This window comes from Lapillicoccus sp. (genome assembly GCF_036559105.1).
GTDB lineage: Bacteria > Actinomycetota > Actinomycetes > Actinomycetales > Dermatophilaceae > Lapillicoccus.
In genome coordinates, this window is record NZ_DATBTV010000092.1 from 29,649 (window position 1) to 54,585 (window position 24,937).

Annotated in this window: 25 protein-coding genes; 11 read left to right on the forward strand and 14 right to left on the reverse strand. The window is 72.2% G+C overall.

The annotated features are described in order from the left end of the window. Positions 1-4: 4 nt before the first annotated feature. Entirely contained in the window at positions 5-724 is a 720-nt protein-coding gene (locus VIG79_RS11870; RefSeq protein ID WP_331885828.1) for a hypothetical protein, read from the reverse strand. A 163-nt stretch (positions 725-887) separates the two neighbouring features. Here VIG79_RS11870 and VIG79_RS11875 point away from each other — a divergent pair, with 163 nt between their 5' ends. The 7 genes from VIG79_RS11875 (at position 888) to VIG79_RS11905 (ending at position 5,900) form a co-directional block, all read left to right on the forward strand. Continuing rightward, positions 888-1,289 carry a YbaB/EbfC family nucleoid-associated protein gene (locus tag VIG79_RS11875; protein WP_331885830.1) on the forward strand — a complete coding sequence of 134 codons (402 nt, stop codon included), beginning with the start codon at positions 888-890 and terminating at the stop codon, positions 1,287-1,289. A gap of 196 nt (positions 1,290-1,485) precedes the next feature. Beyond that, complete coding sequence (locus VIG79_RS11880) at positions 1,486-1,614, forward strand: hypothetical protein (RefSeq protein ID WP_331885832.1); 129 nt, start codon at positions 1,486-1,488, stop codon at positions 1,612-1,614. After that, positions 1,611-2,789, forward strand: a complete 1,179-nt coding sequence (locus tag VIG79_RS11885) for a hypothetical protein (protein WP_331885834.1) — start codon at positions 1,611-1,613, stop codon at positions 2,787-2,789. Before VIG79_RS11880 ends, VIG79_RS11885 begins: the two co-directional genes overlap by 4 nt. Further along, a complete protein-coding gene (locus VIG79_RS11890) occupies positions 2,786-3,331 on the forward strand; it encodes a hypothetical protein (RefSeq protein WP_331885836.1) in 546 nt (181 codons plus the stop codon). Before VIG79_RS11885 ends, VIG79_RS11890 begins: the two co-directional genes overlap by 4 nt. A 110-nt stretch (positions 3,332-3,441) precedes the next feature. Then, positions 3,442-4,158 (forward strand): DUF998 domain-containing protein, encoded by a 717-nt coding sequence (locus VIG79_RS11895; protein WP_331885838.1) that lies wholly within the window; start codon positions 3,442-3,444, stop codon positions 4,156-4,158. 102 nt (positions 4,159-4,260) lie between these two features. Continuing rightward, the gene (locus tag VIG79_RS11900) at positions 4,261-4,629 is read left to right on the forward strand and encodes a YciI family protein (protein ID WP_331885840.1); all 369 of its coding nucleotides are present in this window, start codon (positions 4,261-4,263) and stop codon (positions 4,627-4,629) included. After that, on the forward strand, positions 4,626-5,900 hold the full coding sequence (locus VIG79_RS11905) for an RNA polymerase sigma factor (protein ID WP_331885842.1): 1,275 nt from the start codon (positions 4,626-4,628) through the stop codon (positions 5,898-5,900). The genes VIG79_RS11900 and VIG79_RS11905 overlap by 4 nt, the downstream gene beginning before the upstream one ends. Before the next feature lie 27 nt (positions 5,901-5,927). On the opposite strand, the gene VIG79_RS11910 is transcribed toward VIG79_RS11905, so the two are convergent. The 3 genes from VIG79_RS11910 to VIG79_RS11920 form a co-directional block, all read right to left on the reverse strand. Continuing rightward, entirely contained in the window at positions 5,928-6,638 is a 711-nt protein-coding gene (locus VIG79_RS11910) for a hypothetical protein (protein ID WP_331885844.1), read from the reverse strand. 123 nt (positions 6,639-6,761) lie between these two features. Continuing rightward, the gene (gene ligA, locus VIG79_RS11915) at positions 6,762-8,927 is read right to left on the reverse strand and encodes an NAD-dependent DNA ligase LigA (protein ID WP_414672623.1); all 2,166 of its coding nucleotides are present in this window, start codon (positions 8,925-8,927) and stop codon (positions 6,762-6,764) included. 38 nt (positions 8,928-8,965) lie between these two features. Next, the gene (locus tag VIG79_RS11920) at positions 8,966-10,198 is read right to left on the reverse strand and encodes a D-arabinono-1,4-lactone oxidase (protein ID WP_331885846.1); all 1,233 of its coding nucleotides are present in this window, start codon (positions 10,196-10,198) and stop codon (positions 8,966-8,968) included. A gap of 152 nt (positions 10,199-10,350) precedes the next feature. On the opposite strand from VIG79_RS11920, the gene VIG79_RS11925 reads away from it, so the two are divergent. Next, positions 10,351-11,616 (forward strand): L,D-transpeptidase, encoded by a 1,266-nt coding sequence (locus tag VIG79_RS11925; protein ID WP_331885848.1) that lies wholly within the window; start codon positions 10,351-10,353, stop codon positions 11,614-11,616. Between the two features lie 133 nt (positions 11,617-11,749). On the opposite strand, the gene VIG79_RS11930 is transcribed toward VIG79_RS11925, so the two are convergent. Together VIG79_RS11930 and VIG79_RS11935 are read right to left on the reverse strand one after the other, a co-directional pair. Then, the gene (locus tag VIG79_RS11930) at positions 11,750-12,748 is read right to left on the reverse strand and encodes a DMT family transporter (RefSeq protein WP_331885849.1); all 999 of its coding nucleotides are present in this window, start codon (positions 12,746-12,748) and stop codon (positions 11,750-11,752) included. After that, complete coding sequence (locus VIG79_RS11935) at positions 12,745-13,743, reverse strand: methionine synthase (protein WP_331885851.1); 999 nt, start codon at positions 13,741-13,743, stop codon at positions 12,745-12,747. Before VIG79_RS11935 ends, VIG79_RS11930 begins: the two co-directional genes overlap by 4 nt. 23 nt (positions 13,744-13,766) lie before the next feature. Between VIG79_RS11935 and VIG79_RS11940 the strand changes: the two genes are divergently transcribed. Next, positions 13,767-15,281, forward strand: coding sequence for a cryptochrome/photolyase family protein (locus VIG79_RS11940; RefSeq protein ID WP_331885853.1), 1,515 nt, complete (start codon positions 13,767-13,769; stop codon positions 15,279-15,281). A gap of 4 nt (positions 15,282-15,285) precedes the next feature. Here the strand turns inward: VIG79_RS11940 and VIG79_RS11945 are convergent, their stop codons facing one another. The 4 genes from VIG79_RS11945 to VIG79_RS11960 all read right to left on the reverse strand — a co-directional run bounded on the left by VIG79_RS11945 (position 15,286) and on the right by VIG79_RS11960 (position 18,678). Further along, complete coding sequence (locus VIG79_RS11945; RefSeq protein ID WP_331885855.1) at positions 15,286-15,669, reverse strand: MmcQ/YjbR family DNA-binding protein; 384 nt, start codon at positions 15,667-15,669, stop codon at positions 15,286-15,288. 105 nt (positions 15,670-15,774) lie between these two features. Next, positions 15,775-16,866, reverse strand: coding sequence for a tRNA 2-thiouridine(34) synthase MnmA (mnmA, locus tag VIG79_RS11950; protein WP_331885857.1), 1,092 nt, complete (start codon positions 16,864-16,866; stop codon positions 15,775-15,777). A 7-nt stretch (positions 16,867-16,873) separates the two neighbouring features. Beyond that, positions 16,874-18,061 (reverse strand): cysteine desulfurase family protein, encoded by a 1,188-nt coding sequence (locus VIG79_RS11955; protein WP_331885859.1) that lies wholly within the window; start codon positions 18,059-18,061, stop codon positions 16,874-16,876. Positions 18,062-18,132: 71 nt separating this feature from the next. Next, complete coding sequence (locus tag VIG79_RS11960) at positions 18,133-18,678, reverse strand: GNAT family protein (protein ID WP_331885861.1); 546 nt, start codon at positions 18,676-18,678, stop codon at positions 18,133-18,135. A gap of 69 nt (positions 18,679-18,747) precedes the next feature. Here VIG79_RS11960 and VIG79_RS11965 point away from each other — a divergent pair, with 69 nt between their 5' ends. Together VIG79_RS11965 and VIG79_RS11970 are read left to right on the forward strand one after the other, a co-directional pair. Next, positions 18,748-19,608 carry a class I SAM-dependent methyltransferase gene (locus VIG79_RS11965; RefSeq protein WP_331885863.1) on the forward strand — a complete coding sequence of 287 codons (861 nt, stop codon included), beginning with the start codon at positions 18,748-18,750 and terminating at the stop codon, positions 19,606-19,608. A gap of 203 nt (positions 19,609-19,811) precedes the next feature. Continuing rightward, positions 19,812-19,958 (forward strand): hypothetical protein, encoded by a 147-nt coding sequence (locus VIG79_RS11970; RefSeq protein ID WP_331885865.1) that lies wholly within the window; start codon positions 19,812-19,814, stop codon positions 19,956-19,958. A gap of 98 nt (positions 19,959-20,056) precedes the next feature. Here the strand turns inward: VIG79_RS11970 and VIG79_RS11975 are convergent, their stop codons facing one another. The 4 genes from VIG79_RS11975 to VIG79_RS11990 all read right to left on the reverse strand — a co-directional run bounded on the left by VIG79_RS11975 (position 20,057) and on the right by VIG79_RS11990 (position 24,907). Next, entirely contained in the window at positions 20,057-21,016 is a 960-nt protein-coding gene (locus tag VIG79_RS11975; RefSeq protein WP_331885867.1) for an electron transfer flavoprotein subunit alpha/FixB family protein, read from the reverse strand. Between the two features lie 49 nt (positions 21,017-21,065). Beyond that, positions 21,066-21,851: an electron transfer flavoprotein subunit beta/FixA family protein gene (locus VIG79_RS11980; RefSeq protein WP_331885868.1), complete on the reverse strand. Its 786-nt coding sequence runs from the start codon at positions 21,849-21,851 to the stop codon at positions 21,066-21,068. Positions 21,852-21,984: 133 nt separating this feature from the next. Continuing rightward, on the reverse strand, positions 21,985-23,412 hold the full coding sequence (xylB, locus tag VIG79_RS11985; protein WP_331885869.1) for a xylulokinase: 1,428 nt from the start codon (positions 23,410-23,412) through the stop codon (positions 21,985-21,987). Next, a complete protein-coding gene (locus VIG79_RS11990; protein ID WP_331885870.1) occupies positions 23,405-24,907 on the reverse strand; it encodes a mannitol dehydrogenase family protein in 1,503 nt (500 codons plus the stop codon). Before VIG79_RS11990 ends, xylB begins: the two co-directional genes overlap by 8 nt. Positions 24,908-24,937 lie beyond the last annotated feature (30 nt).

Here is a 24,937-nt window from a genome sequence, read left to right on the forward strand (position 1 = left end):
CAGTCTATGGGGACCGCGGGAGCACCCTCGCCGGTCCCTCGTCGAGGAGGCGAACGCCCTCGGCGGTTCCCAGCAGGGCGCGGGACTCGGGGTCGGTGACGAGGCGGTCCAGCGCCGCGGCGAGCTCCTCCGGGTTGCTGAGCTCGGTGGCCTCACCGAGCACGACCAGCCGGCGTCGGGTCAGGTTCGCAAGGCCGGCCTCGAACGGGGACAGGCCTCGAACCGCCACGAAGTCGCGGATCTGCAGGGCCACGAAGTTCCGGTTGCCCCGTCGGTCGAACGGCGCCGTGAAGTGGAACCGGACGACGCGCTCGACCTGGTACCAGGGCACGAACACGTCGTCGACGGCCACGCCCTCTCGGGACAGCAGCAGGTCCGCGCGCGGGCCGGCGTGCCACCGGCGCAGCCGGACGAGACGGTAGGCGGCGACCACCAGCAGGACGGCGATCCCGATCCACACGGGCCAGGAGCGAGCCGGACCCTGGGCCAGCGCCCGCACGGCGAACCCCATGAACAGGAGCAGGAAGAACGCCATGCGGGCCAGGCGGACGAGCCGCTGGGCGGCCCGCCGCATCGCGATCCGGACCCAGTCCTGAACGACGACCGGTACCCGGACGACCGCATCTCCGGAATGGTGCTCCAGGACCGCGTGGCCCCGGTACGACCCGGCCACGACCTCGCGCCAGCCGTCATCGCCGCGGGAGCGGGGTACCCACTCGATCACCGGCGCCTCCTGGATCGAGCCTCCACTGTAAGGCGGCTTCCTGAGGGCGTCATTCTGGGTATGCGGGCTCAGGCCGGGACGGCGCGCGGCCTGCCAGACTGCCGGGCAGGTCGTGGTACGGGGACCCCGGCGGAGACGGCGATCTCGGGCGGACGTCGCGGCGGTGACCGCCCGGATCGACGAGCAGATCGCCCAGGCGACGCGTCACGCCGAGCAGATGCAGGAGTGGGCGCGCGAGGTCGACGCGCTCACCGCGGAGGGGACGGCACTGCGCGGGAACATCCGGGTGGTGGTCGACCACAGCGGCGTGGTCCAGTCCGTACGGGTAACCCAGGCCGGGTGCGACGCGGGAGCCGCCGCCCTGTCCGCCGGTGTGATGGACGCACTCAAGGCGGCGTACCAGGCAGTCGGCGACGCCGTGGCGCGCTCCGCGGCGACGCGGTTCGGGGAGGATGCCGAGGTCACCCGGGTCATGGTCGACGACCTCAGCGCTCGCCTCGGCGTCCGCGTCGACCCCACCCCGGAGGACCCACGCGGCCGGTACCCCGACGGGAGGATCGGATGAGCAACCCGATCTACGAGACCTCTCCGGCGGCGCTGCGGCAGCACGCCAAGACCCTCGACACCGTCGGCCAGGGGGTCGACCAGGCCGTGACGGCCGCCGACACGACGCTCAGCACCGGGCGTTCGGCGTCCTCTGCCAGTTCCTCCCGCCGTTCATCTCCACCTCGCAGGTCCAGACGCGTGACGCGATCCTGGCAGTGGCCGACGAGGCGAAGTCCACCGCGCGCCGGCTGCGGGCGATGGCCGGCAACTACGACGAGAACGAGACCACCACGGGCCGGCGCTACACCAAAGCGCAGACGCGGCTCAGCCGCACGCCGACGTGACGGCCAACCCGCTCGTCGCCGGGCCGGCCGATCCCGCCACCGCGCTCTCGGGGACCGGGCTGCTCGAGTCCGTCACGTCCACGGCACAGGCCATCGAGAACAAGGACTGGGTCGGTGCGGCCCTCGCCGGCTTCGCCACCGCGATGGACACCGTGGTCGCGGCGCTGGACCCTCTCGGCACGCTCATCGCCTGGGGCGCCGGTTGGCTCATCGACCACCTCGAACCGCTCAAGGGGTGGCTCAACGACCTCACCGGCGACGCGGGCGCCGTCGCCGGCTTCGCCCAGACCTGGGTCAACGTCGCCGGTCAGATGGAGCAGGAGGCGACCTTCCTCACCAAGCGGGTCACCGCGGAGCTGGAGGGGATCAAGGGCGAGGCGGCCGCCGCATACCGCGAGTATGCGGCGCACCTCGCCGGCTACGTCGGCGGGATGAAGCAGGCCGCGTCGGCCGTCGCCGGCGGGCTGCAGGTCGCCTCGACCATCGTCCAGGTCGTCCACGAGCTGGTCCGCGACACCCTGGCCCAGATCATCGGGTCGCTGTCGTCCGCGATCCTCCAGGCCGTCGTCAGCCTCGGCACCCTGATCCCCAAGGTCATCGCCGACGTCTCCGCGCGAGTGGCGGCGCTGGCCGGACGGATCGGCAAGACCGTCAAGGCCGTCGTGGAGGCCCTCGGCAAGCTGCGCAACCTCGTCAAGAAGCTGGGCGAGGCCATGGAGAAGATCAGGAGCCTGCTGCGGCGCGGCGGGGACGGACCTCCCGGCGGCGGGGGCGGCGGACGTGGGGCCGGCGGCCGAAACCCGGTGGACTCGTGGAGCCCGGACGCGGTGCGGAACCTCGTCTCCGCCTCACCGGCCGAGCTGCGCCGAGCGGCCCGGACCGCCGAAGACCATCTCGCTCAGCTCGACCCCTCCCCCGCCAACGACGCGATGCTCGCCCGGATCCGCCGGGCGGCCGCCGAGGGTCGGCCGCTGCACGAGTCGGAGCTGAACTTCCTGCGCCACGAGCTGACCGAGGCGCGGCTGATGAACGACGGCGCCGACTACCCGACCGCCCACGACACGGCCGGGCAGCAGCACCCGAGGTTCGCGAACTACCATCCGGATGTCATTGACCAGCACCCTGAGATGTTCAACAACCACTGGCGCAACCACTGGGGGCTCGGACCGCGATGATCGTCGACGAGGAGCACGTCCGGATCGCGTTCCTGCGGGACGTCCCGGAGGCCCGCTACGAGCCGACCGACACGGCGTCCGCGTCGCTGCCGGCCCGGTCGCGCCGACCGTTGGGCGCGGGGCTGTCCGGTGCCCGTGGCGCCGTCGAGGTCTACCGCGCGGTGGGCGGGTTGCCCCAGCGCGCCCTCATCGGTGGGCAGCTGCGCGCGACCGAGGACGGCCGGAGCACGGTCCAGGTCCTCCTCGCGGACCGGCCCGCGGAGGACCCCGAGACCGCGACCTGTCCCGGCGAGCTCGGCCGCGACCTCGTCCCCGGACTGCCGAGCGAGTTCGCCGGCGCGGTCGTCGGCACCGGGATCGACCTGCTGTGGTCCGCCGGGACCCTCCTGGTCGACCGCGGCGCCTACCACCCTGTCGAGTCCTCCGAGCTGGCCTTCCAGCTGGCCACGCGGATCCTCGTCGAGGCGTTGCGCCTCGGGGGCGACGCCGACGACAACACCGTGGAGGCCGCGCTGCGCGCGCTCGTCGGACGGCTGGACTGACGCCGGGCCGCGAAAGGTCGGGCCGGCCTGTCGAAACCGGGCGGTGTCGTTCGAGGAAGGGATGAGGCCGCCCGCACGGCGGCCGCCCCCCACCCGAAGGAGCAGCCGTCATGACCACTACCTACCTCGACCCGCGAACCCTCTCCGCCGCCGCCCGAGTCGCCGCCAAGGAGCGCGCCTGCGCCGACCCCAGCACGCGCGTCACCCGGTCGCTGGCCGGCTACGGCGTCATCGCCGGCCCGGTCTACGTCGGCGTCTCGCTCGCCCAGGTTCTGACCCGCGACGGCTTCGACCTCGGCCGGCACGCCTGGAGCCAGCTGGCGATCGGCGACTGGGGCTGGATCCAGACCGCCAACCTCGTCGCGACCGGCCTGATGTCGCTCGCCTTCTCCGTGGCCCTGCGCCGGACCCTGGTCGGCGGTCGCGGTGGCCGCTCCGTGCCCGTCCTCGTGGCGGTCTTCGGCCTCGGCGTGCTGCTCGCGGGCGTCTTCCCGGCCGACCCGGCCGGGGGCTACCCCGTGGGGATGGCCACGCCGACGACCCCCACACTGCACGGGATGCTCCACCTCATGACCTCCGGCGTCGGCTTCCTCGCGCTCGCCGCGGCGATGGTGGTCATGGCCGTCCGGTATGCGGCGGAGCACCGCCGGGGCCGGAGCGCCTTCTCGGTCGTCGCCGCGGTCGCCCTGCTCGGGGGGTTCGGCACGATCGCGTCCGGCTCGGGGGCTGGCGTCGCGGCGTTCACGACCGGCATCATCACGGCGCTGACCTGGCTGAGCCTGCTCGGCGTAGACACCTACAGCCGGGCCACTTACGCCCGCCGGTGAACCCGACCCACCCGCATACTCCATCGACACCACAAGGGTCACCCCACGAAGTTCTCCGCTTCGCTCCGATACTTCGCGGGGACCCCGACAAGGAGCACCACGATGCGTTTCGTCAGCACCCTCAAGGTCAGCCAGCAGCCCGACACCCCACCCCCGGCGTCCCTCATGGAGGCCATCGCCGCCCTCGGCATGGAGGCGACCCGCTCCGGCGCCCTCGTCGACGTCGCCGGCCTCATGCCGGTCGGCGCCGGCGGCGGTCGAATCACCCTCGCGGGCGGCACCCTCACCGTCACCGACGGGCCGTTCGCGGAGTCCAAGGAGCTCATCAGCTACGCGGTCTACGACGTCCGCTCCCGCGACGAGGCCCTCGAGTGGGCGACCCGGTTCGTCCGGCTCCACCAGGAGCACTGGGCCGGCTGGGAGGGCGAGGCCGACGTCCAGCAGGTGTTCGAGGCCCCGCCCGCCCCGTGACCGAACCCGACGCACGGCGGACCGCGGAGACGGTGTGGCGGATGGAGTCCGCCAGTGTCGTCGCCGTGGCCAGCCGCGTCCTGGGCGACGTCGGGCTCGGCGAGGAGATCGCCCAGGACGCCTTCGTCGCCGCCCTCGAGCAGTGGCCGTCCCGCGGGGTTCCGCCAAACCCCGCGGGCTGGCTCGTCTCCACCGCGAGGCACCTGGCCATCGACCTGGTCCGGCGCCGCAGCACGTATGCGCGCAAGCTCGCCGAGGTCGGCCGGACGGTGACCGACGCCCGGCTCGACGGTTCCGTGGAGGAGGTGGGCGACGTGGACGACGCACTCGACGACCACCTCGGCGACGACCTGCTCCGCCTCGTGTTCACCACGTGCCACCCGGTGCTCACCACCGAGTCGCGGGTCGCGCTGACCCTTCGGCTGCTCGGCGGGCTCACGACGACCGAGGTCGCGCGTGGGCTCCTGATTCCGGAGGCCACTGCGGGACAACGCATCTCACGGGCCAAGCGGACGCTGGCCACGCAGGGCGTCTCGTTCGAGCTGCCGCCCGCCGAGGAGATGCCGGAGCGGCTGGGTTCGGTGCTCGAGGTCGTCTACCTGATGTTCAACGAGGGGTACGTCGCCACGTCGGGCCCCGACTGGGCGCGGCCGGAGCTCTGCCACGAGGCGATCCGCCTGGCCCGCCTGTTGGCCGCGTTGCTGCCGGCGGAGCGCGAGGTCCTGGCGCTCGACGCCCTGCTCGAGCTCCAGGCCTCACGGCTGGCCGCCCGCGCCGACGCCTCGGGCGCACCGGTCCCGCTGCTCGACCAGGACCGCCGCCGCTGGGATCCCCTGCTGGTCCGCCGCGGCACCGCGACCCTCTCCCGGGCCCTGGCGTTGCCGGGGCCACCCACTCCGTACCTGCTCCAGGCGTCGATCGCCGCCTGCCACGCCCTCGCGCCGACCGCGGCGGAGACCGACTGGCCGCAGATCGCCTCGCTGTACGCAGTGCTCGCGACGGTCTCGCCCTCGCCGGTGGTCGAGCTCAACCGGGCCGTGGCGGTGGGGATGGCCGGCGACCCTGGCGAGGCGCTGGAGATCGTCGAGGCGCTGGCGGGCGCTCCCTCGCTGCGGGACTACCCGCAGGTCCCGGCAGTCCGCGCGCACCTGCTGGGGCTGCTGGGCCGGACCGAGGAGTCGCGCGAGGCATACCTCGTCGCGGCCGACCTCACGCGGAACGAGCCCGAGGCGGCGCTGCTGCGACGGCGGGCGCACGAGAGTCGGAGCTGACCGAAAGCCGACCGGCTCGGTCGGTCCTCAGCGTGGGCTGGCGCGCCAGGACGGACCCGTTGCCACCAGCCGCACGCCCTCGGCCCCGCTCAGCAGCTCACGGGCGACCGGGTTGGCGACGAGCTCGTCGAGGGCGTTCGCCAGGGCCGTCGGGTCGTGGACCTCACGGGCCTCGCAGAGCACGAGGAGATGGCGACGGGTGAGGTTGGCCAGGCCGGCCCGGACCGGGCTCATCCCTCGTACCGCGACGAAGTCGGCGACCCGTACGGCCACGAAGCTGCGGTGACCGGGACCGCCCCGGCCGGGGCCGAAGGCAAACCCGAACCGGACCACTCCCTCGACCTGTGACCACGGCACCACGAGGCCGCCGGTGTGGATCCCCGCGGACGACAGCACGACCTCGAGATGATCGCGGGCGGTGAACCGGCGCAGGCGCACTGCGCGGTAGGCGACCATCAGCGCGATCGCGAGCGCGACCACGGGGACCACGAGAGAGACCGACGGCGCCGAGGGAGCGCCCCACCGGGCGAACTGAAAGCCGTTGATGAAGACCACCATGAGGATCCACACGCGGAACACGGACACCTGGATGCGTCGCGGCACCACTGGGACGCAGACGGCGCCCAGACCCCCGCTCGCCTCGGTGTGGAGGGGCTCCGGGACGTACGACGACCCGGAAGCGGTGCGCCAGGACGCTCCGGCGGTCGGGGCGCGGCGCGGCACGTACTCGATGGTCATGCGCCGGCCTGCTTCCCTCGGTCGAGCGGTGGAAAGGGGCCGCATGATGCGACCCTGACCCCATCCTGCGTCGCGCAACGGCTGACGTCTATCCCACAGGACCTGTGAACCCGCCCGAGTCGGCTAGTCGACCGTGCCCTTCTCCAGCAGGGTCCGGAACCCGGCCTCGTCGAGCACCCGCACGCCGAGCTCCTCCGCCTTGGCCGCCTTGGACCCGGCGTTCTCGCCGACCACGACGTAGCTCGTGCTCTTGGACACCGAGCCGGCCGCTTTGCCACCGCGGACGAGGATCGCCTCGCGCGCCTGGTCGCGGGAGAAACCCTCCAGCGAACCGGTGACGACCACGGTCATCCCCTCGAGCGTCCGCGCGACCGACGCGTCCCGCTCGTCGGCCATCCGGATCCCGGCCGCCGCCCACTTGTCGACGATCTCCGCGTGCCAGTCGACGGCGAACCACTCGATGACCGCGTCGGCGATGACGCCGCCGACGCCCTCGGCCTGGGCCAGCTCCTCGCGCGACGCCGCCCGGATGGCGTCCATCGAGGCGAACTGAGACGCGAGGGCGCGGGCGGCCGTCGGCCCGACGTGCCGGATCGACAGCGCGACGAGCACGCGCCACAGTGGCTGCTGCTGGGCTTTGGCGAAGTTGTCGAACAGCCGCACGCCGTTGACCGACAACGTCTTGCCGTCGACGACCTTGTCCTCGGGGTCGGTCTTCTTGGCGGCCCGCGTGAACAGCGGCACGGTGAGCAGCTGCTCCGGGGTCAGCGCGAAGAGGTCACCCTCGTCGGTGACCACGCCGGCGTTCAGCAGGGCGACCGCCCCCTCCCAGCCGAGCACCTCGATGTCGAACGCGCCGCGCCCGGCCAGCCCGGCGATCCGCTCCCGCAGCTGGGCCGGGCAGCTCCGCGCGTTGGGACAGCGGATGTCCTTGTCGCCCTCCTTCTCGGGGGCCAGCGGGGTGCCGCACGCGGGGCATACCGTCGGCATCTCGAAGGCGCGCTCGGTGCCGTCACGCAGCTCGACGACCGGCCCGACGATCTCGGGGATGACGTCGCCGGCTTTGCGCAGCACCACGGTGTCGCCGATGAGCACGCCCTTGCGGCGGACCTCGTCGGCGTTGTGCAGGGTGGCCCGCTCGACCGTCGACCCCGCCACGACGACGGGGGTCATCACGCCGAACGGGGTCACCCGGCCGGTGCGGCCGACGTTGACGTGGATGTCGAGGAGCGTCGTGTTGACCTCCTCGGGCGGGTACTTGTAGGCGATCGCCCAGCGTGGCGCCCGCGACGTGGCCCCGAGCTGGCGCTGGACCACGATCTCGTCGACCTTCACGACGACGCCGTCGAGCTCGTGCTCGACGCTGTGGCGCTCCTCACCGAACCGCGCGACGTAGGCCTCGACCTCGTCGATGGAGTCCAGGACCTCGTAGTGCGTCGACACCGGCAGGCCCCACTCGCGGAAGAGGTCGTACGCCTGCGACTGCCGGGTCAGCTCGAGGCCCTGGCGGTAGCCGATCCCGTGGACCAGCATGTGCAGCGGCCGCGACGCCGAGACGCGGGGGTCCTTCTGCCGCAGCGACCCGGCGGCGCTGTTGCGCGGGTTGGCGAAGGGCGCCCGCCCCGCCGCCACGAGGGACGCGTTGAGCTCCTCGAAGCCGTCGACGGGGAAGAACACCTCGCCGCGAATCTCGACCGTGGCCGGGTGACCGGTTCCCTTCAGTCGGTGCGGGACGCCCTCGATGGTCTTGACGTTGTTGGTGACGTCCTCACCGGTACGCCCGTCGCCGCGGGTCAGGGCCCGGGTCAGCCGGCCGTTCTCGTAGAGCAGGTTGACCGCGAGGCCATCGATCTTCAGCTCGCACAGGTAGTGGTAGTCCGTCGTGTTGGCGTCGCGGGCCGCCCGCGCGGCCCAGGCGGCCAGCTCCTCGGGCGAGAAGCAGTTGTCGAGGCTGAGCATCCGCTCGAGGTGGTCGACGGCCTGGAACTCGGTCGCGAATGTCGCCCCTCCGACCAGCTGGGTCGGGCTCTCCGGGGTACGCAGCGTGGGGTACTGCTCCTCCAGGTCGTTGAGGCGCCGGATCATCCGGTCGTAGTCGGCGTCGCTGATGGTCGGCGCGTCGCGGACGTGGTAGTTGAACTGCGCCGCGAGCGCGTCCTGCGCGACGTCGGACCACTCGTGCAGGGCCTCGGTCGGTATGCCGGTGGCCTCGGCCGTCGACGGGACCTCGGGACCCTTCGCCGCGCCCTTTGTGCTGCCGGTGCTGGTTCCCGCCGCTCCCGTCGCCACCCGCCAATCCTGCCCTACGTCACCGACAACGCCGCAGGTCAGCCGCCGATGACGCGGTCGAGGAAGGCGTTGCCGAACGTCCGGTCCGGGTCGACGCGCTCGCGCAGCGCCCGGAAGTCGCGAAGGCGCGGGTAGAGCGGTTCTAGGTCGGCGGCGGTCGCGGCGAAGCACTTGCCCCAGTGCGGGCGGGCCCCGAGGGGCAGCAGCGCCGCCTCGAGGTCGGGAAGCACCGCATACACCGCCTCCTCGTCCTGGACCCAGGTCAGGTGGAACCCGACGACGTCGGTGCCGTATGCGCTGCTCAGCCACAGGTCGTCGGCCGCGACGGTGCGCAGCTCGGACACCCGGAGCAGACCCTCGAACCGCGGCCGCAGCGAGCGGAAGGCGTCCAGCGCGTCCAGAGCCCGCGCGCGCGGCACGAGGTACTCGCCCTGGAGCTCGGCGCCGTGGCTGGGCGTGAACTCCAGCCGGAAGTGTGGCAGTCGCTCCAGCCACGGACCGACGATGCCGCCCTGCTGGGTCACGCCCTCGGCCACCACCCCGATGTCGGGGTGCAGCTGCTTGGTCGCGGCCCGTGCCCCGAAGAACTCCGCCGGCGCCTCCACCGCGCGGCTCTTCACCCACGCCTGCGCGAACCCGGCGCCGGAGAAGTCGGTGAACAGGCTGACCGAGTACCCGCTCGACGTGATCTCGTCGAAGTGGTCCGCCACCGCCGCGTAGGGCAGGTCGGTCCAGACGTCCTGGCGCACGTCGTACGCTGGCTCGACGTCGAGGGTGAGCGTCGTGACGATCCCCAGCGCCCCGAGGCCGACGACGGTCCCGTCGTGGTCGGGGTCGCCGCGGCGGACGCTTCGCGCCGCTCCGGACCCGTCCACCAGCGCGAGCCCAGCCACGGCGGTGGCCAGGGACGCATTGGTGTCGCCCGAGCCGTGCGTCCCGGTCGCCACCGCCCCGGCCACCGAGATGTGCGGCAGCGAGGCGAGGTTGGCCAGTGCCCAACCCTGGTCGTGGAGTGCCTGGGAGACTTCGCCGTAGCGCGCTCCCCCGCCGATCGTGACGGTCCGGGTCACGGCGTCGAGCTCGAACACCGGCGGCAGGGCCTCGAGCGAGACGAGCACGTCGCTGTCGACGATGTCCGTGAACGAATGACGGGACCCGATGGCCCGCACCCGGGGCGCCACGCCCACGACCTCGGCCAGCTCGTCGAGGGAGGCGGGCCGCTCGAGCCGCGCCCCCGCATACTCGTGGTTGCCCGCCCAGTTGCGCTCCAACCTCGGCCCCTTCCACGCTGGCGCCCGACCAAGTGTCGGCGACTTCACAGACGATTCAGCATGTCGGAATTTGGTCGGAGGCGCAGGCTTCGGCGACACTGTTCGGTGGGGCGTGATCTGCCCTGTCACGCCAGATGGGGGAGAAGGCACGGATGGTGCAGGTGGTTCGTCAGCAGGGTCCGATGGGTAAGCGCCTCGGGCTGCTCGCCGGTGTGCTCACGGTCGGCCTGGTCCTTGGCGCCTGCACCGTCCCCGGCGGCGGGGCGGCGCCCGGGGCCGGCGGCACCGATGCCGCCTCCTCCGCTGCGGTCCCGTCGACCTCGACGACGACCACCCCGGCCATTCCCCCGGTGACCCTCACGTCCAGCGTCGCGACCGACGCCAAGGTGCCGGTCGACACCCTGGTCTCCGTCGCCGCCAAGGACGGGACCGTCACCGACGTGACGCTGACCTACAAGGACCCCAAGAAGGGCGAGGTCAACGTCGAGGGCAACCTCGATCCCAACGGCGCCACCTGGACGGCGACCAGCCTCCTGGAGCCGGGGACGACCTACACGCTCAGCATGGTCGGCAAGAACACCGCGGGCACCGAGTCCACCACGCACTCGACGTTCTCGACGCAGGTGCTGTCCAAGAAGCAGCAGATCTACCCGACGGTCGTCGCCAACGGCAGCACGGTCGGCGTCGCCATGCCGGTCATCGTCCGTTTCGACGTGCCGGTGAAGGACAAGGCCGCCTTCGAGAAGAAGATGACGGTCACGTCCGTGCCCGCGCAGGAAGGCTCGTGGAACTGGGTCTCCAGCAGCGAGGCGCACTGGCGGCCGGCGAACTACTGGAAGCCGGGCACCAAGGTTTCCGTCAAGGTCGACATCAACAGCGTCCCCGCCGGCAACGGCACCTACGGACAGACCTCGACCTCCGGGTCGTTCACGGTCGGCGACGCGACGATCATCAAGGCCGACCTCGGGACCCACCAGATGACCGTGAACGTCAACGGCGCCGACGTGAAGACCATCCCCATCACGGGCGGCAAGGCGGGCTTCGAGTCCCGCAGCGGCACCAAGGTCATCATGGAGAAGTTCCAGCAGCTGCGGATGGACGCCAACACGATCGGCATCGAGCCGGGCGACCCGAACTACTACGACATCCCCGACGTCCAGTTCGCCATGCGCGAGACCAACTCGGGCGAGTTCCTCCACGCCGCCCCGTGGTCGGTGGGTTCCCAGGGCAAGGCCAACGTCAGCCACGGCTGCATCGGCATGAGCACCGCCAACGCCCAGTGGCTGTTCGGCATCGCCAAGGTCGGTGACCCGGTCGTCGTGACCGGGACCAACCGTGGGCTCGAGGCCGGCAACGGCTGGACGGACTGGAACGTCAGCTACGACAAGTGGAAGTCCGGCTCGGCCCTCGCCGCCTGAGCCGTCACCGCTCCGCGTGGCCGCGCCGGCGCACGAGTCACGCCACGGGTCATGTCACGAGTCATGTCGCGATGGGTGCTGTCCTGACCACACCAGTCGCGACATGACCCGCGACATGAAGGTGGGCGCCCGGTCAGCGCGTTGACGTCCGGGACGACGCCGACGGGGTGAGCTCCTCAAGGACCTCACCCTCGGGCAGCGCGACCGGTCGGCGACGTACGCGGCCGATGGCCACCGCCGAGGCGAGGACGATCGCCGCACCGGCCACCTGCGGCCACTGCAGCCGCTCGTGGAGGAACACCGTCCCGAGCACGACCGCGACGACCGGGATCACGTAGGTCACCGTCGCCCCGACGGTCGGTCCGACCTCGCGGACCACGTCGTACTGGAGCACGAACGCCAGCCCGGTCCCGACCACGCCGAGGACCAGGATCGCCACGACCGGCCAGAGCACCGGTCCGGCGCCGGGTACGGGTGACCACGGAGCCGGTATGCCGGTCGGCTCAGCCTCCCGGTGCAGCAACCACCACACGAGCGTGACCGCCAGCATCTGCGCCGCCCCCATCAGCAGCTGGGCGGCCGGCATCCCCAGGCCGCCGATGTCGTCCTTGGCGAGGAACCGCTTGACGTACGTCCAGCCCAACCCGTAGGACGCACCCGCGAGCAACGTCATGGCGAACCCCACGACGTCCGGCCGGCCGTCCGACTCCCATGGCTGCATGATCACCACGACGCCGACGAACCCGGCGACGACGGCCAGCACGGTGCGCCGGTCGACCCGGTCGGCGGGCAGCAGGAGCATCGTGAAGAGCACCGCCGAGAGCGGCGTCGTCGCGTTCCCGATGCCGGCCAGCGCCGACGACACCCGCTCCTCCCCCAACGGGAACAGGGTGAACGGCACCGAACAGAGCACCAGCCCGGCCACGAACAGGTGCCCCCAGACGCGTCCCCACGGCGGCAGCCGCACGCCCATGACCAGTGCGGTCAGCAGCACCGTGGCCGCGCCGGACGCGATCCGCAGGGTCGAGATCTGCACCGGCTCGAGCGCCTGCAGTCCGATCTTCATGAGCAGGAACGATCCGCCCCAGATCAGTGCGAGGGCCCCGAACTTGACCTGCCAGGGGACCCTCACGCCTCGGCCCGTTCGGCGAGCTCCCGTGCGCTGTCGATGCATACCCGTTGAACGTCGCGAGCCTGTCCCGGTGTGAGTCCGGCCAAGCCGCAGGCCGGGGTCACGACGATGTCGGCGAGGCGGGACACCGGCAGTCCCAGGTCGTGCCACGGTTCGGCCAGCCGGTCCACGACGGTCTGCGGCCGGGGCGCAGTCCCTGTCGTCGGCACGCACCCGGCATACAGGGTCATCCCGTCCTCGACCCCGACGGCGATGCCCTCCCAGCCGCGGGAGCCGAGCAGCGACGTGTCGACGGCGAGGGCGGCGCCGGTGCGCCGCAGCAGGACGATCGGGGCGTCCGGAGCGCAGCAGTGGACGACCCGGCTCCCCTCCGGGGCCGCCGCGAGCACCGTCTCCAGCGCGGTGAGGGCGACCTGGGGGTCGACGGCACGGACCATCCCGAACCCGGACGCCGTGGGCAGCCGGCCCTCGACGACGGCCGGCAGGGAGGGCTCGTCGACCTGGAGCACCAGCCGAGCGCCCGGAACGAGCCGCTGGACCGTCGCCAGGTGCAGGCGTACCCCCTCGGCCAGCGAGTCGACGAGGTCACGCGTCGCGCCGGCGTCGGACGCCACCCGCTCGCCGCGGGGCAGCCAGGTGCTGGCGGCGAGGGTCCACGGGCCGGCGACCTGGAGCTTCAGCCGCCCGGTCCATCCGTCGAACGCCTCCGCCAGCTCGTCGAGGTCCTCCCGCAGGAAGGCGCCGGTGCGGTTCTGGTCGTGCCCCGGCCGGTCGGTCAGCCGCCAGCCCGAGGGCTGCAGGTCCACGGGCAGGTCGAGCAACATCCCGAGGCCGCGACCGACGAGGTCGGCGCCGGGACCGCGGTCGGGCAGCTCGGGGAGGTACGGCAGGCCCTCGGTGCCGTCGCCCGCGTCGGCCAGCAGGTCGCGGACGACCGCCAGGGTCTCGCGGACGTCGGTGCCCGGCCAGGAGCCCATGCCGGTCGCGGTCGTCACGTCGCGAGGTTAGCGTCGCCGGTATGGCCGGTCGCGACGCCCCTGCGCCCGGTCCGACCCGCTGGCTGTTCGGCGACCAGCTCGGCCCCCACTTCCTCGACGACCACGACGGCGGCGTCCTGCTGGTCGAGTCACGGCGGGTCTTCGCCCGGACGGCGTTCCACCGCCAGAAGGCGCATCTCGTCCTCAGCGCGATGCGGCACCGCGCCGCCGAGCTCGGGGAGCGGTGCCGGTATGCGCGCGTCGAGCGGTACCGCGACGCCCTCGCCGACGTCGACGGCCCGCTCCAGGTGGTCCAGCCGACGTCCCGCGCCGCGGTGGCCTTCGTGCGGACCCTGGCCGACGAGCGCGAGGTCGAGCGGCTGCCGGCCCGCGGCTACGTGACGACTCGCGAGGACTTCACGACGTGGGCGGAGTCCCGCGGTCGACGGCGGTTGCTCCTGGAGCACTTCTACCGCGACGCCCGCCGTCGCCACGGCGTGCTGATGGACGGCGACGAACCGGTCGGGGGCCGCTGGAACCTCGACGCCGAGAACCGCGAGCCTCCCCCGCGCGGCCAGGAGACCCTCGGCGTCCGCGAACCGCTTTGGCCCACGGAGGACGACATCGACGCCGAGGTCCGGGACGACCTGGACCGCTGGGAGCGGGACGGCGACGTCACGTTCATCGGTGCCGACGGCCCACGCCGGTTCGCCGCGACGAGGGCCGAGGCGCTCGCGGCGCTCGACGACTTCGTGACGAACCGGCTGGCGCGGTTCGGGCCGTACGAGGACGCAGTCATGACCGGCGACCCGTGGATGGCCCACTCCCTCCTCTCGGCCCCGATGAACCTCGGCCTCCTCGACCCGACGGAGGTCGTCGAGGCGGCCGAGCACGCATACCGCCGTGGTGACGTGCCGCTGCAGTCCGCCGAGGGGTTCGTCCGCCAGGTCCTGGGCTGGCGCGACTACGTCTGGCACCTCTACTGGCACCTGGGCGACGACTACCGGTCGGCGAACCGCCTCAACGCCCGCCGACACCTGCCGGACTGGTGGCGGGACCTCGACGGCGACGCGACCGACGCCGCCTGCCTCACGCATACGCTCAACGAGGTCCGCGACCACGGCTGGGTCCACCACATCCCGCGGCTCATGGTCCTCGGCAACTACGCGGCGCAGCGCGGCTGGCGCCCCGACGAGCTGACCGACTGGTTCCACCGGGCGTTCGTCGACGGCTACGACTGGGTGATGGTCCCGAACGTCGTGGGGATGTCGCAGCATGCCGACGCGGGCGTTATGGCGACCAAGCCCTACGTCTCGGGCGGCGCGTACCTCAACCGGATGTCCGACCACTGCGGCGGGTGCCGGTTCGACCCGGGTACGCGGGTGGGCGAGAACGCCTGCCCGTTCACCGCCGGCTACTGGTGGTACCTGGATCGCAACCGCGAGCGCCTGGAAGGGAACTCGCGGATGACCCGCGCCCTCGGCGGCCTGGACCGACTGGGTGACCTGGACGCCCTCGTGGCCCAGGAGGAGCACCGCGGCGCCGACCCGCCCTGACCGCTCAGCGGCGGGCGGCCCACTCCTTGATCAGCCGCGGACCGGCGATGCAGCGCCAGGCCTCCTCGACGAGGAGCTCGACGCGGTCCCAGTCGGGCTCGTCGTCGAGCCACATCCCGACCCAGCCCCGCACGCCGACGTAGGGCGGCCGGAAGAAGTGCCGGGGCTCGTCCTCGACGAGGTGGCGCTGCACCCCGTCGTCGGCCGCGGCCCAGAAGGCCACCCGGTCGTCGTGGTGATGGTCGGCGAACATGACGAACATGCGCTTGCCGGCGACGAACCAGCACGCCTCGCCGTGGCTCGGCCGCTCCTGGGTGCGCGGGAACGCCATGCAGAGGGTCCGGACGCGCTCGACCAGATGGTCCGAGCCCGTGTCCATCGCCGCCATGGCCAACCTGTGCCCCTCGCCCTGCCGAGTCCCCACTCCAGTGGCACCCTAGCGCCCGGCACCCGCTCGCAGGCCACTACGGGAGGAGAGGGCAGACCGGCGGTCTCAGGGGCTCGCCGGCGCCGCGAACGCCTTGTGGATCGTGGCACTGCCGATCACCCTGGTGCCCGCGTAGAGGACCACCGACTGCCCGGGCGCGACCCCACGCGCCCGCTCCGCGAGCCGGACGTGCACCGTGTCGCCGTCCGCCCAGGCGGTCGCCGGGTACTCCTCACCGTGGGCGCGAAGCTGGGCACCGACCTTCGCGACGCCGTCCGGCGCCGGCCCGCACCACCGGGCGTGACCGCCGACGATCGCGTCGACGCCGAGAAGGTCGCGGGTACCGATGACGACGGTGTTGGTGCGGGCCTCGACCCCCACGACGAAGCGGGGTTCGCCGTCCAGAGCGCCGCGGTCGAGCCCGAGCCCGCGTCGTTGGCCGACGGTGAACCCGTATGCGCCGGAATGGGATCCGACGACCCTCCCCTCAGTGTCGACGAGGTCGCCCGGCTGCTCACCGAGCGACCCGCTGAGGAACCCGCGGGTGTCACCGTCCGGGATGAAACAGATGTCGTGGCTGTCCGGCTTGCTCGCGACGTAGAAGCCGCGGGCCTGCGCCTCCTCGCGGATCTGGGGCTTGGTCGTGTCGCCGAGCGGGAAGAACGAGCGAGACAGCTGGCCCTCGTCGAGGACCCCCAGTACGTAGGACTGGTCCTTGCGCGGGTCGACGGCGCGGTGCAGCTCCCGTCGACCCTCCGGCCGCTCGACCACCTGGGCGTAGTGACCGGTGGCCACCGCGTCGAAGCCGAGGGCGACCGCCTTGTCCAGCAGGGCGGCGAACTTGATCCGCTCGTTGCAACGGACGCAGGGGTTCGGCGTGCGGCCGGCGGCGTACTCCGAGAGGAAGTCCTCGACGACCTCCTCGCGGAAGCGGGCGGCTAGGTCCCACACGTAGAACGGGATGCCGAGGACGTCGGCGACCCGGCGGGCGTCCCCGGCGTCCTCGATGGTGCAGCACCCACGGGCGCTCTCGCGCAGCGTGGCCGCGTTCTGGCTGAGCGCCAGGTGCACCCCGACGACCTCGTGCCCGGCGTCGACCATCCGGGCTGCGGCCACGGCTGAGTCGACCCCGCCGCTCATCGCGACGACGACTCTCATCGACCGCTCACCAGCTCCGGCCGGACGCTCGGCGGGCGCGTTCGACGGTGGCTGGCAGGGCGGCCAGCACCGCCTCCACGTCCTCCGGCGTTGAGGTGTGGCCGAGAGTGAGCCGCAGCGCACCGCGCGCCTGCTCCTCCCGGACACCCATGGCCAGCAGCACGTGGCTGGGCTGCGGGACTCCGGCCTGGCACGCCGAGCCGGTCGAGCACTCGATCCCGGCGGCGTCGAGCAGGTACAGCAGCGAGTCCCCGTCGCAGCCCGGGACGAGCAGGTGGACGTTGCCCGGAAGCCGGTCGGTGACGACGCCCGGAGTCCAGGGACCTCCGATCGTGATGTCCAGACCGAGGCCCAGGGCCCCCTCGATGAGGGCGTCGCGCAGACCCGTCAGCCGGGCCGACTCCTCGGCCAGCTCGCGGACCGACTCCTCGACGGCGACGGCGAACCCGCGGATCGCCGGGACGTCGAGGGTTCCGCTGCGGACCTGCCGCTCCTGACCGCCGCCGTGGGACAAGGGCACCAGCTGGTGCTGCCGCTTGACGACGAGCGCGCCGACGCCGATCGGCCCGCCCAGCTTGTGCGCCGTGAGTGACGCGAGGTCGACCCCCGACACGGCGACGTCGACAGGGATGTGGCCGACTGCCTGGATCGCGTCGGTGTGCACCGGGACGCCCAGGTCGTGAGCCACCGCCGCGATGCCCGGGATGTCCTGGACGGTGCCGACCTCGTTGTTGGCCCACATCACCGACACGAGCGCGGCCGAATCGGGGCCCTCGGCCAGCGCCGTACGGACGACCTCAGGGGCGATCCGGCCCTCACTGTCGGCCTCGAGCCAGGTGACCTTCGCGCCCTCGTGGGCGGCGAGGAAGTCCACGCAGTCCAGCACGGCGTGGTGCTCGATGGAGCTGACCAGCAGGCGCACCCGGCGCGGGTCGGCGTCGCGACGCGCGGCGTACGTGCCCTGGACGGCGAGGTTGTCGGACTCCGTGCCCCCCGAGGTGAACACCACCTCGGACGGGCGGCAGCCGATGGCGCCGGCGATGGTCTCGCGGGACTCCTCCACGACGCGCCGGGCCAGCCGACCGGAGGTGTGCAGCGACGACGCGTTACCGGTGCGGCCGAGCTGCTCCGTCATCGCCTCGATCGCCGCGGGACGCATCGGCGTCGTGGCGGCGTGGTCGAGGTACCGGCGCACCCGGCAAGTTTACGTCCGCAACCGGGAGGGGTATGCCAGGTGCCTACACCCGCCGCGGCTACTCGGGGTGACTATGGTCGAGCGTCGGCTTCGATGATCGCCATGTCGTGTACGTCGTACCATTCGCCGTCGCGGCGGACCGCCTCCCGGCGCACGCCCTCCAGCACGAAGCCGACCTTGGTGTACACGGCGATCGCCGGAGCGTTGAAGGAGTTCACCTCGAGCGCCAGACGGTGCAGCGCGAGCGGTCCGAGCGCGAAGTCGCGGACCAGTCGGGTCGCCTCCGTCCCGTAGCCCTGGCCGAACACCTCGGGCCCGACGAGGGCGATGCGGTAGCTCATCGACGAGGCGTCCTCGTCGAGGTCCCACAGCACCGCCTCGCCAATGACGACGTCGTCCTGACAGCGGACGATCGCCCAGTCGGCCCGGTCCTTGCGCGCCTGGGCCCGGGCCAGCCCGACCCTCGCCTGCTCGCGGGTCAGCGTCACGAAGGGGTCCTCCTCGCCGCCCGAGTAGAGCGGCCAGAGCCCGTCGAGATGCTCCGGGCCGGCCGGCTCGAGACGGACCAGCTGTCCCTCGAGAATCGGCTGGTGTCCCAGCACCCCCACGTCGACCACGACAGCAGCCAACCAACAACCGCTAGCGTCGGCAAGCGGGCGCGAGGGTGGCGGGCATACCGTGTCCTCGTGGTGCTGGACGCGGCCGAAGAGCCCGACTACCTGCGCGCGAACCGCGCGAACTGGGACGACCGTGCCGCGATCCACGCGGCGTCCCCGGACTACGAGGTGCAGTCGTTCCTCGACGACCCCGAACACCTCTCCGGCGTGGTCCGGTTCGACCTCGCGCGGATCGGTGACGTCAGCGGCCTGGACGGCGTGCACCTCCAGTGCCACATCGGCACCGACACGCTCTCGCTGGCCCGGCTGGGCGCCCGGATGACCGGGCTGGACCTGTCGCCACAGTCGGTCGAGGAGGCCCGTCGGCTGGCGGCGGCCACAGGGGCTCAGGTCGACTACGTCGTGTCCGACGTGTACGACGCGCCGAAGGCGTTGACGGGGCGCACCTTCGACCTGGTCTACGTCAGCCTCGGCGCGATCTCCTGGCTGCCATCGGTCGACCGGTGGGCCGAGGTCGTCGCGGCCGTCCTACGACCCGGAGGGCGGCTGTTCATCCGCGACACCCACCCGATGCTCGACACGATGGAGCCGGACCCGGTCACGGGGCGGCCGGTCCCCGCCTTCCCGTACTTCGAGCACCACGACCCTGTGGTCTGGGACGACGACCTCACCTACGTGCAGGCGGCCGAGGACTCCGCGCACACGATCACCCATACGGAGACCCACACCTGGAGCCACGGGATCGGCGAGACGGTGACGGCGGTGATGCGGCACGGACTGCAGCTCACCATGCTCGAGGAGCACGACAGCGTCCCGTTCTGCCCGTTCCCGGGAAAGATGACCCGTGACGAGATCGGCGAGTTCCGGATGACCGAGCACCCCGAACGGATCGCGATGAGCTTCACGCTGGGCGCCGTCAAGTCGGCGTGAGCGCCGGCGACGGCACGGCCGGCCGGTGCGGGATCTGTTGGTCCTGGGGATGGGCGTTCGGCGCAGCGAGGGCGGCCGGCGCGGCGGTGACCGTGCCGGGTCACCGGTCCGCCGGCTGACGACGTCCGTCGAGGGGCTCGAGACGTGTGCGGTACCGCCCGCCGATCTCGTCTCCGCCGGCTTCGTGGGCATGGAAGCCGGAGATGACGTTCCTGCCCGCTGACGGCGTGGCGGAGCTGGCGGCGGGATTGGAGGACGTCGTCGTGACCGAGGAGGACCGTGACGGGCCGGCGTACTCCGGCCCGAAGCATTGGCACCTCTTCGAGGTGGTCGCCCGGCAGCCGCGCTGAGGCCCGCGCCGCAGGATGTGGCGTCTCGGCCACTGACCGCCGTCCTCCACCTCTCCTGGGCGTCGGTCCGTGTCGTCTCGGCCACGAACCGCGACGCGTCAGCCCTTCTTGGCCTCCACCGCGGCCGTCGCCTGGGGCAGGACCGCGAACAGGTCGCCGACGACGCCGAAGTCGACGAGCTCGAAGATCGGCGCCTCCTCGTCCTTGTTGACGGCGATGATCGTCTTGGACGTCTGCATGCCGGCCCGGTGCTGGATCGCGCCCGAGATGCCGCAGGCGACGTAGAGCTGCGGCGACACCTGCTTGCCGGTCTGGCCGACCTGCGACGCGTGCGGGTACCAGCCGGCGTCCACCGCCGCTCGCGAGGCCCCGACGGCGGCGCCGAGCGCGTCGGCGAAGTCCTCGACCTTGGAGAAGTCGCCCGCCGTACCGCGGCCACCCGACACGACGATGGCCGCCTCGGTCAGCTCGGGTCGGCCGGTCTTCTCGCGCGGGGCGGTCGCGGTGATCCGAGCCGTCTTCGCCGCGTCGGACGCCGCGAACTCCACGACCTCCTCGACCGGCTGCGACTCGGACTGCTCCGGGGTCGCCGAGTTCGGCTTCACCGTGACGATCGGCGTGCCCTCGGTCACCGTCGCGGTCACCGTGTAGGAGCCCGCGAACACCGACTGCGTCGTCTCGACACCGCCGCCGGAACCCGCCTGGACGTCGACCGCGTCGGTGATGAGGCCGGACCCGGTCTTGACGGCCAGCCGGGCCGCGACCTCCTTGCCCTCGGCGGACGAGGCGATGAGGACCGCCGCGGGCGAGGTCTTCTGGACCAGCTGCGCGAGCAGCTCGGCCTGCGGGACGACGAGGTACTCCGTGAGATCCGTCGAGGTCGCCCGATAGGTCTTCTGGGCGCCGTAGGCGGCGAGGGTCGCCTTGGCCTCGTCGTAGCCGTCGCCGACGAACACGGCGGAGGGCTCGCCGAGACGGCGGGCGATGGTCAGCAGCTCGGACGTGGTCTTGCGGACCTGGCCGCCGGCGTGGTCGACGAGGACGAGTACTTCAGCCATGGGGTTCGGATCTCCTTGCCAGCAAACAAAAGGGGGCGACGTTCAGGGGTCAGACGAACTTGCGCTCGGCGAGGAACGCGGCGAGCTTCTCGCCGCCGGCGCCCTCGTCGGCCACGATCTGGCCCTTCTGACGCGGCGGGCGCGCGGCATACGACTCGACCTTGGTCCACGCCGCGTCGAGCCCGACCTGGCTCGGCTCGATGCCGAGGTCGGCGAGCGACCACGTGTCGAGCGGCTTCTTCTTCGCGGCCATGATCCCCTTGAACGAGGGGTACCGCGGGGTGTTGATCTGGTCGGTCACCGACACCAGGGCCGGCAGCGTCGCCTCGATGGTCTGCGAGGCGGCGTCGTTGTCGCGGCGGACCGTGACCTTGCCGTCCCCGACGGTCAGCTCCGACGCGAACGTCACTGCCGGCAGCCCGAGCCGCTCCGCGAGCATCGTCGGGACGACGCCCATGGTGCCGTCGGTCGAGGCCATCCCGGTCATGACGAGGTCGGGCTGCGGGTCCAGCTTGCCGATCGCCGCGGCGAGGATCGCCGACGTCGCGAGGGCGTCCGAGCCGTGGATCTGGTCGTCGACGACGTGGACCGCCTTGTCGGCGCCCATCTGGAGGGCCTTCTTCAGCGCGTCCGTGGCCTGCTCGGGGCCGACCGTGAGCACGGTCACCTCACCCTCGCCGGCCTCGGTGACGAGCAGCGCCTCCTCGATCGCGTACTCGTCGAGCTCCGAGAGCAACCCGTCCACACCCACCCGGTCGGTGGTCTTGTCGCTCTCCACGAAAGTCCGGTCCGCCTGGGCGTCCGGGACGTACTTGACACAGACGACGATGTTCATGCGTCCTCTTCTTCGACGGGTTGATGCTCATGGTTCGCAGGCCGCCGTCCATCCTCGCAGCCGCGCCGGTGAGGCCCAAGCCCACGCCGCGTGATGCCCGACACGCCCGATCGGGTGAGCCGAGCCCGTCCGGTCAGATGCCGTGCATCTGCCCGCGGAGACGGGTGTACGCGCCGCGCACCTCGGCGGCCCAGTCACCGCCCGGGTCGGGCACCTCCGGTGCGCCGATCGCCCAGCCCGGGGGCTCCTCGACGCCGTCACCGCGGCTGCGCGCGAGCACCCACGCGGCCTGTCGAGCGGCCCCAAGGGCGACGTACTCCCCCGGCGACGGCACCGACACGGGCGCCCCGAAGATCCCACTGGCCACCGCTTGCACCGCCGTGGACCGTGCAGCACCACCGATGAGCAGCACCCGATGGACGGGAACGCCGTTGTCGCGCAACGCGTCGAGCCCGTCGGCCAGGCCGCAGAGCATGCCCTCCACGGCGGCCCGCGCGACGTTCGCCGGCGTGAGGTTCGCCCGGGTGAGCCCGCCGAGGCTGCCGGTCGCGTCGGGCAGGTCGGGGGTCCGCTCGCCGTCGAGGTAGGGCAGCAGGGTGAGCCCACCCGCCCCGGGCTTCGCCGAGAGGGCCAGCTCGTCGAGGCCCGCGTGGTCGGTGCCGAGCACGGTGGCGGCGGACGTGAGGACCCGGGCCGCGTTGAGGGTGCAGACCAGCGGGAGGAAGCGACCGGTCGCGTCGGCGAACCCGGCGACGAACCCGGTCGGGTCCGCCGTCGGTGCCTCCGCCACCCCGAAGACCGTCCCACTGGTCCCGAGCGAGACGACGATGTCGCCGGGACCGAGGCCGAGACCCAGCGCGGCGCCCATGTTGTCGCCAGTCCCGGGGCCGACGACCATCCCGCTCGCCGTGGTCCCCGCCGCCTCGTGCGGTGCCAGCACGTCCGGCAGTCCGAGCCCGCGGCCGAAGGCCCTGGCGAGCAGGTCGGTCCGGTACGCGCCGCTCGAGGGCGCCCAGTAGCCGGTGCCGGAGGCGTCGCCGCGGTCGGTGACGAGCCGCACGCCGGCCGTGGAGCCGGAACCGAGGATCTGCGCCGTCAGCCAGTCGTGCGGGAGCACCACCTCCTGTGTCCGGTCGGCGAGATCGGGCTCGTGCTCGGCGAACCAGCGCAGCTTCGCCACGGTGATGCTGGCCAACGGCACGGTGCCCACGGCGTCGGCCCAGGCCTGGGGCCCGCCGAGCTCCCGCACGAGCTCCGCCGCTGCGCCGGCGGAACGAGTGTCGTTCCACAGCAACGCTTTTCGCACGACGTCGCCGTCCTCGTCAAGAGCGACCATCCCGTGCTGCTGGCCGGCGACGGCGATGGCACGGACGTCGTCCAGCAGTCCGGCGGACGTCGCCTCCTCGTACGCAGCCCACCAGGCGGCCGGGTCAACCTCGGTACCGTCGGGGTGCGCGGCACGTCCCTCGCGGACGATCTCGCCGGTGCCGGCGTCACAGACGACGACCTTGGTGGACTGGGTCGACGAGTCGACGCCCGCAACGAGGACTCGGTCAGTCATGGACCGATTCTGCCCTGCCCGCCAGCCGTTCGAGAGTCAGGCGGGCGCCGACGTCGTGCAGCGAGGCCAGCCACCTCGTGTAGCTCTCGGCGAACCTCTCGTTCGCCGCCAGGTCGCCGAACAGCTGCTCGTCCTCGATGAACGCCAACGGCTCGTCCTGCTGCCGCGCCGCCGCGGCCATCACCTGGTCCTTCAGCTGGTCGACGACCTGGATGGCGTCGCCCTGCTCGTCGACCCCCTCGGCGTAGCGCGCCCACGACGCGACCACAAGTGCCGACCGCTCGATCTCGCCACCCTTCTCGAGGTTGGTCCGGATGACCGGGACCAGCCACTTCGGGATGCGGTCCGAGCTCTCGGCGCACAGCCGGGCCAGCGTGTCGTGGACCTCAGGGTTCGCGAACCGCTCGATGAGCTGGTGCTTGTAGGCGGTGAGGTCGACCCCGGGTACGTCATGCAGCGTCGGAGTCGCCTCTCGGTCCATGTACGAGAGAAGGAAGTCGACGAAGAGGGGGTCCTGGCATACCTCGTGGGCGTACCGGTACCCGCTGAGGTACCCGAGGTAGCAGAGCGCCTGGTGGCTCGCGTTGAGCAGCCGCAGCTTCATCAGCTCGTACGGCTCGACGTCGGGCACCAGCTGGACCCCGACGTCCTCGAACGCCGGCCGTCCGGCCGCACCGCCCTCGAACGAGTCCTCCAGGGCCCACTGGGTGAACGGCTCGCAGACCACCGGCCACGCGTCCTCGACCCCGAAATCGTCCTTCAGGGCGACGATGTCCTCCGGCGCCGTGACCGGCGTGATCCGGTCGACCATGGAGTTGGGGAACCGCACCGACGACTCGATCCAGGTCGCGAGGTCGGCATCCTTGAGGGTGGCGAACGCGACGATCATTGTCTTGGCCACGTCGCCGTTCCCGGGGATGTTGTCGCAGGACATCACCGTGAACGGCGGGGTTCCGTCCTCCCTCCGCAGCCGGAGCGCCTCGACGATGAACCCGAACGGGGTCGTAGGTGTCGCCCCCGCCACCAGGTCCGGCCGGATCAGCGGGTGCTCGGCGTCGAAGTCCCCGGTCGAGGGGCGGAACAGGTAGCCACCTTCGGTGATGGTCAACGAGACGATGCGGGTGCTCGCCGCCCTCATCGCGGCGAGCACCGCACCCGGGTCGTCTGCGGCATGGAGGAACCGCGTCATCGACCCGATCACCCGCGGCTCACGTCGGCCGTCGGGAAACTTGACCACCAGGGTGTAGAGCCCGTCCTGGGGGTTGAGCGCATCGCGCATCCGGGTGTCGCCGGGCATCGTGCCCACCCCGACGATCCCGAAGTCGAGCGCCTCGCCCTGGTCCATCAGTGCGTCGAGGTACATCGCCTGGTGGGCGCGGTGGAACCCGCCGACCCCGAAGTGCACGATCCCCTCAGTGACCTGCGACCGGTCATAGGCCGGCCGGGCCACCGTGTCGGGGAGCGAGTGCAGGGTGCGCTGGCTGAGTACGGGCATACGAGACTCCTCCTTCGCGAACGACTCCTG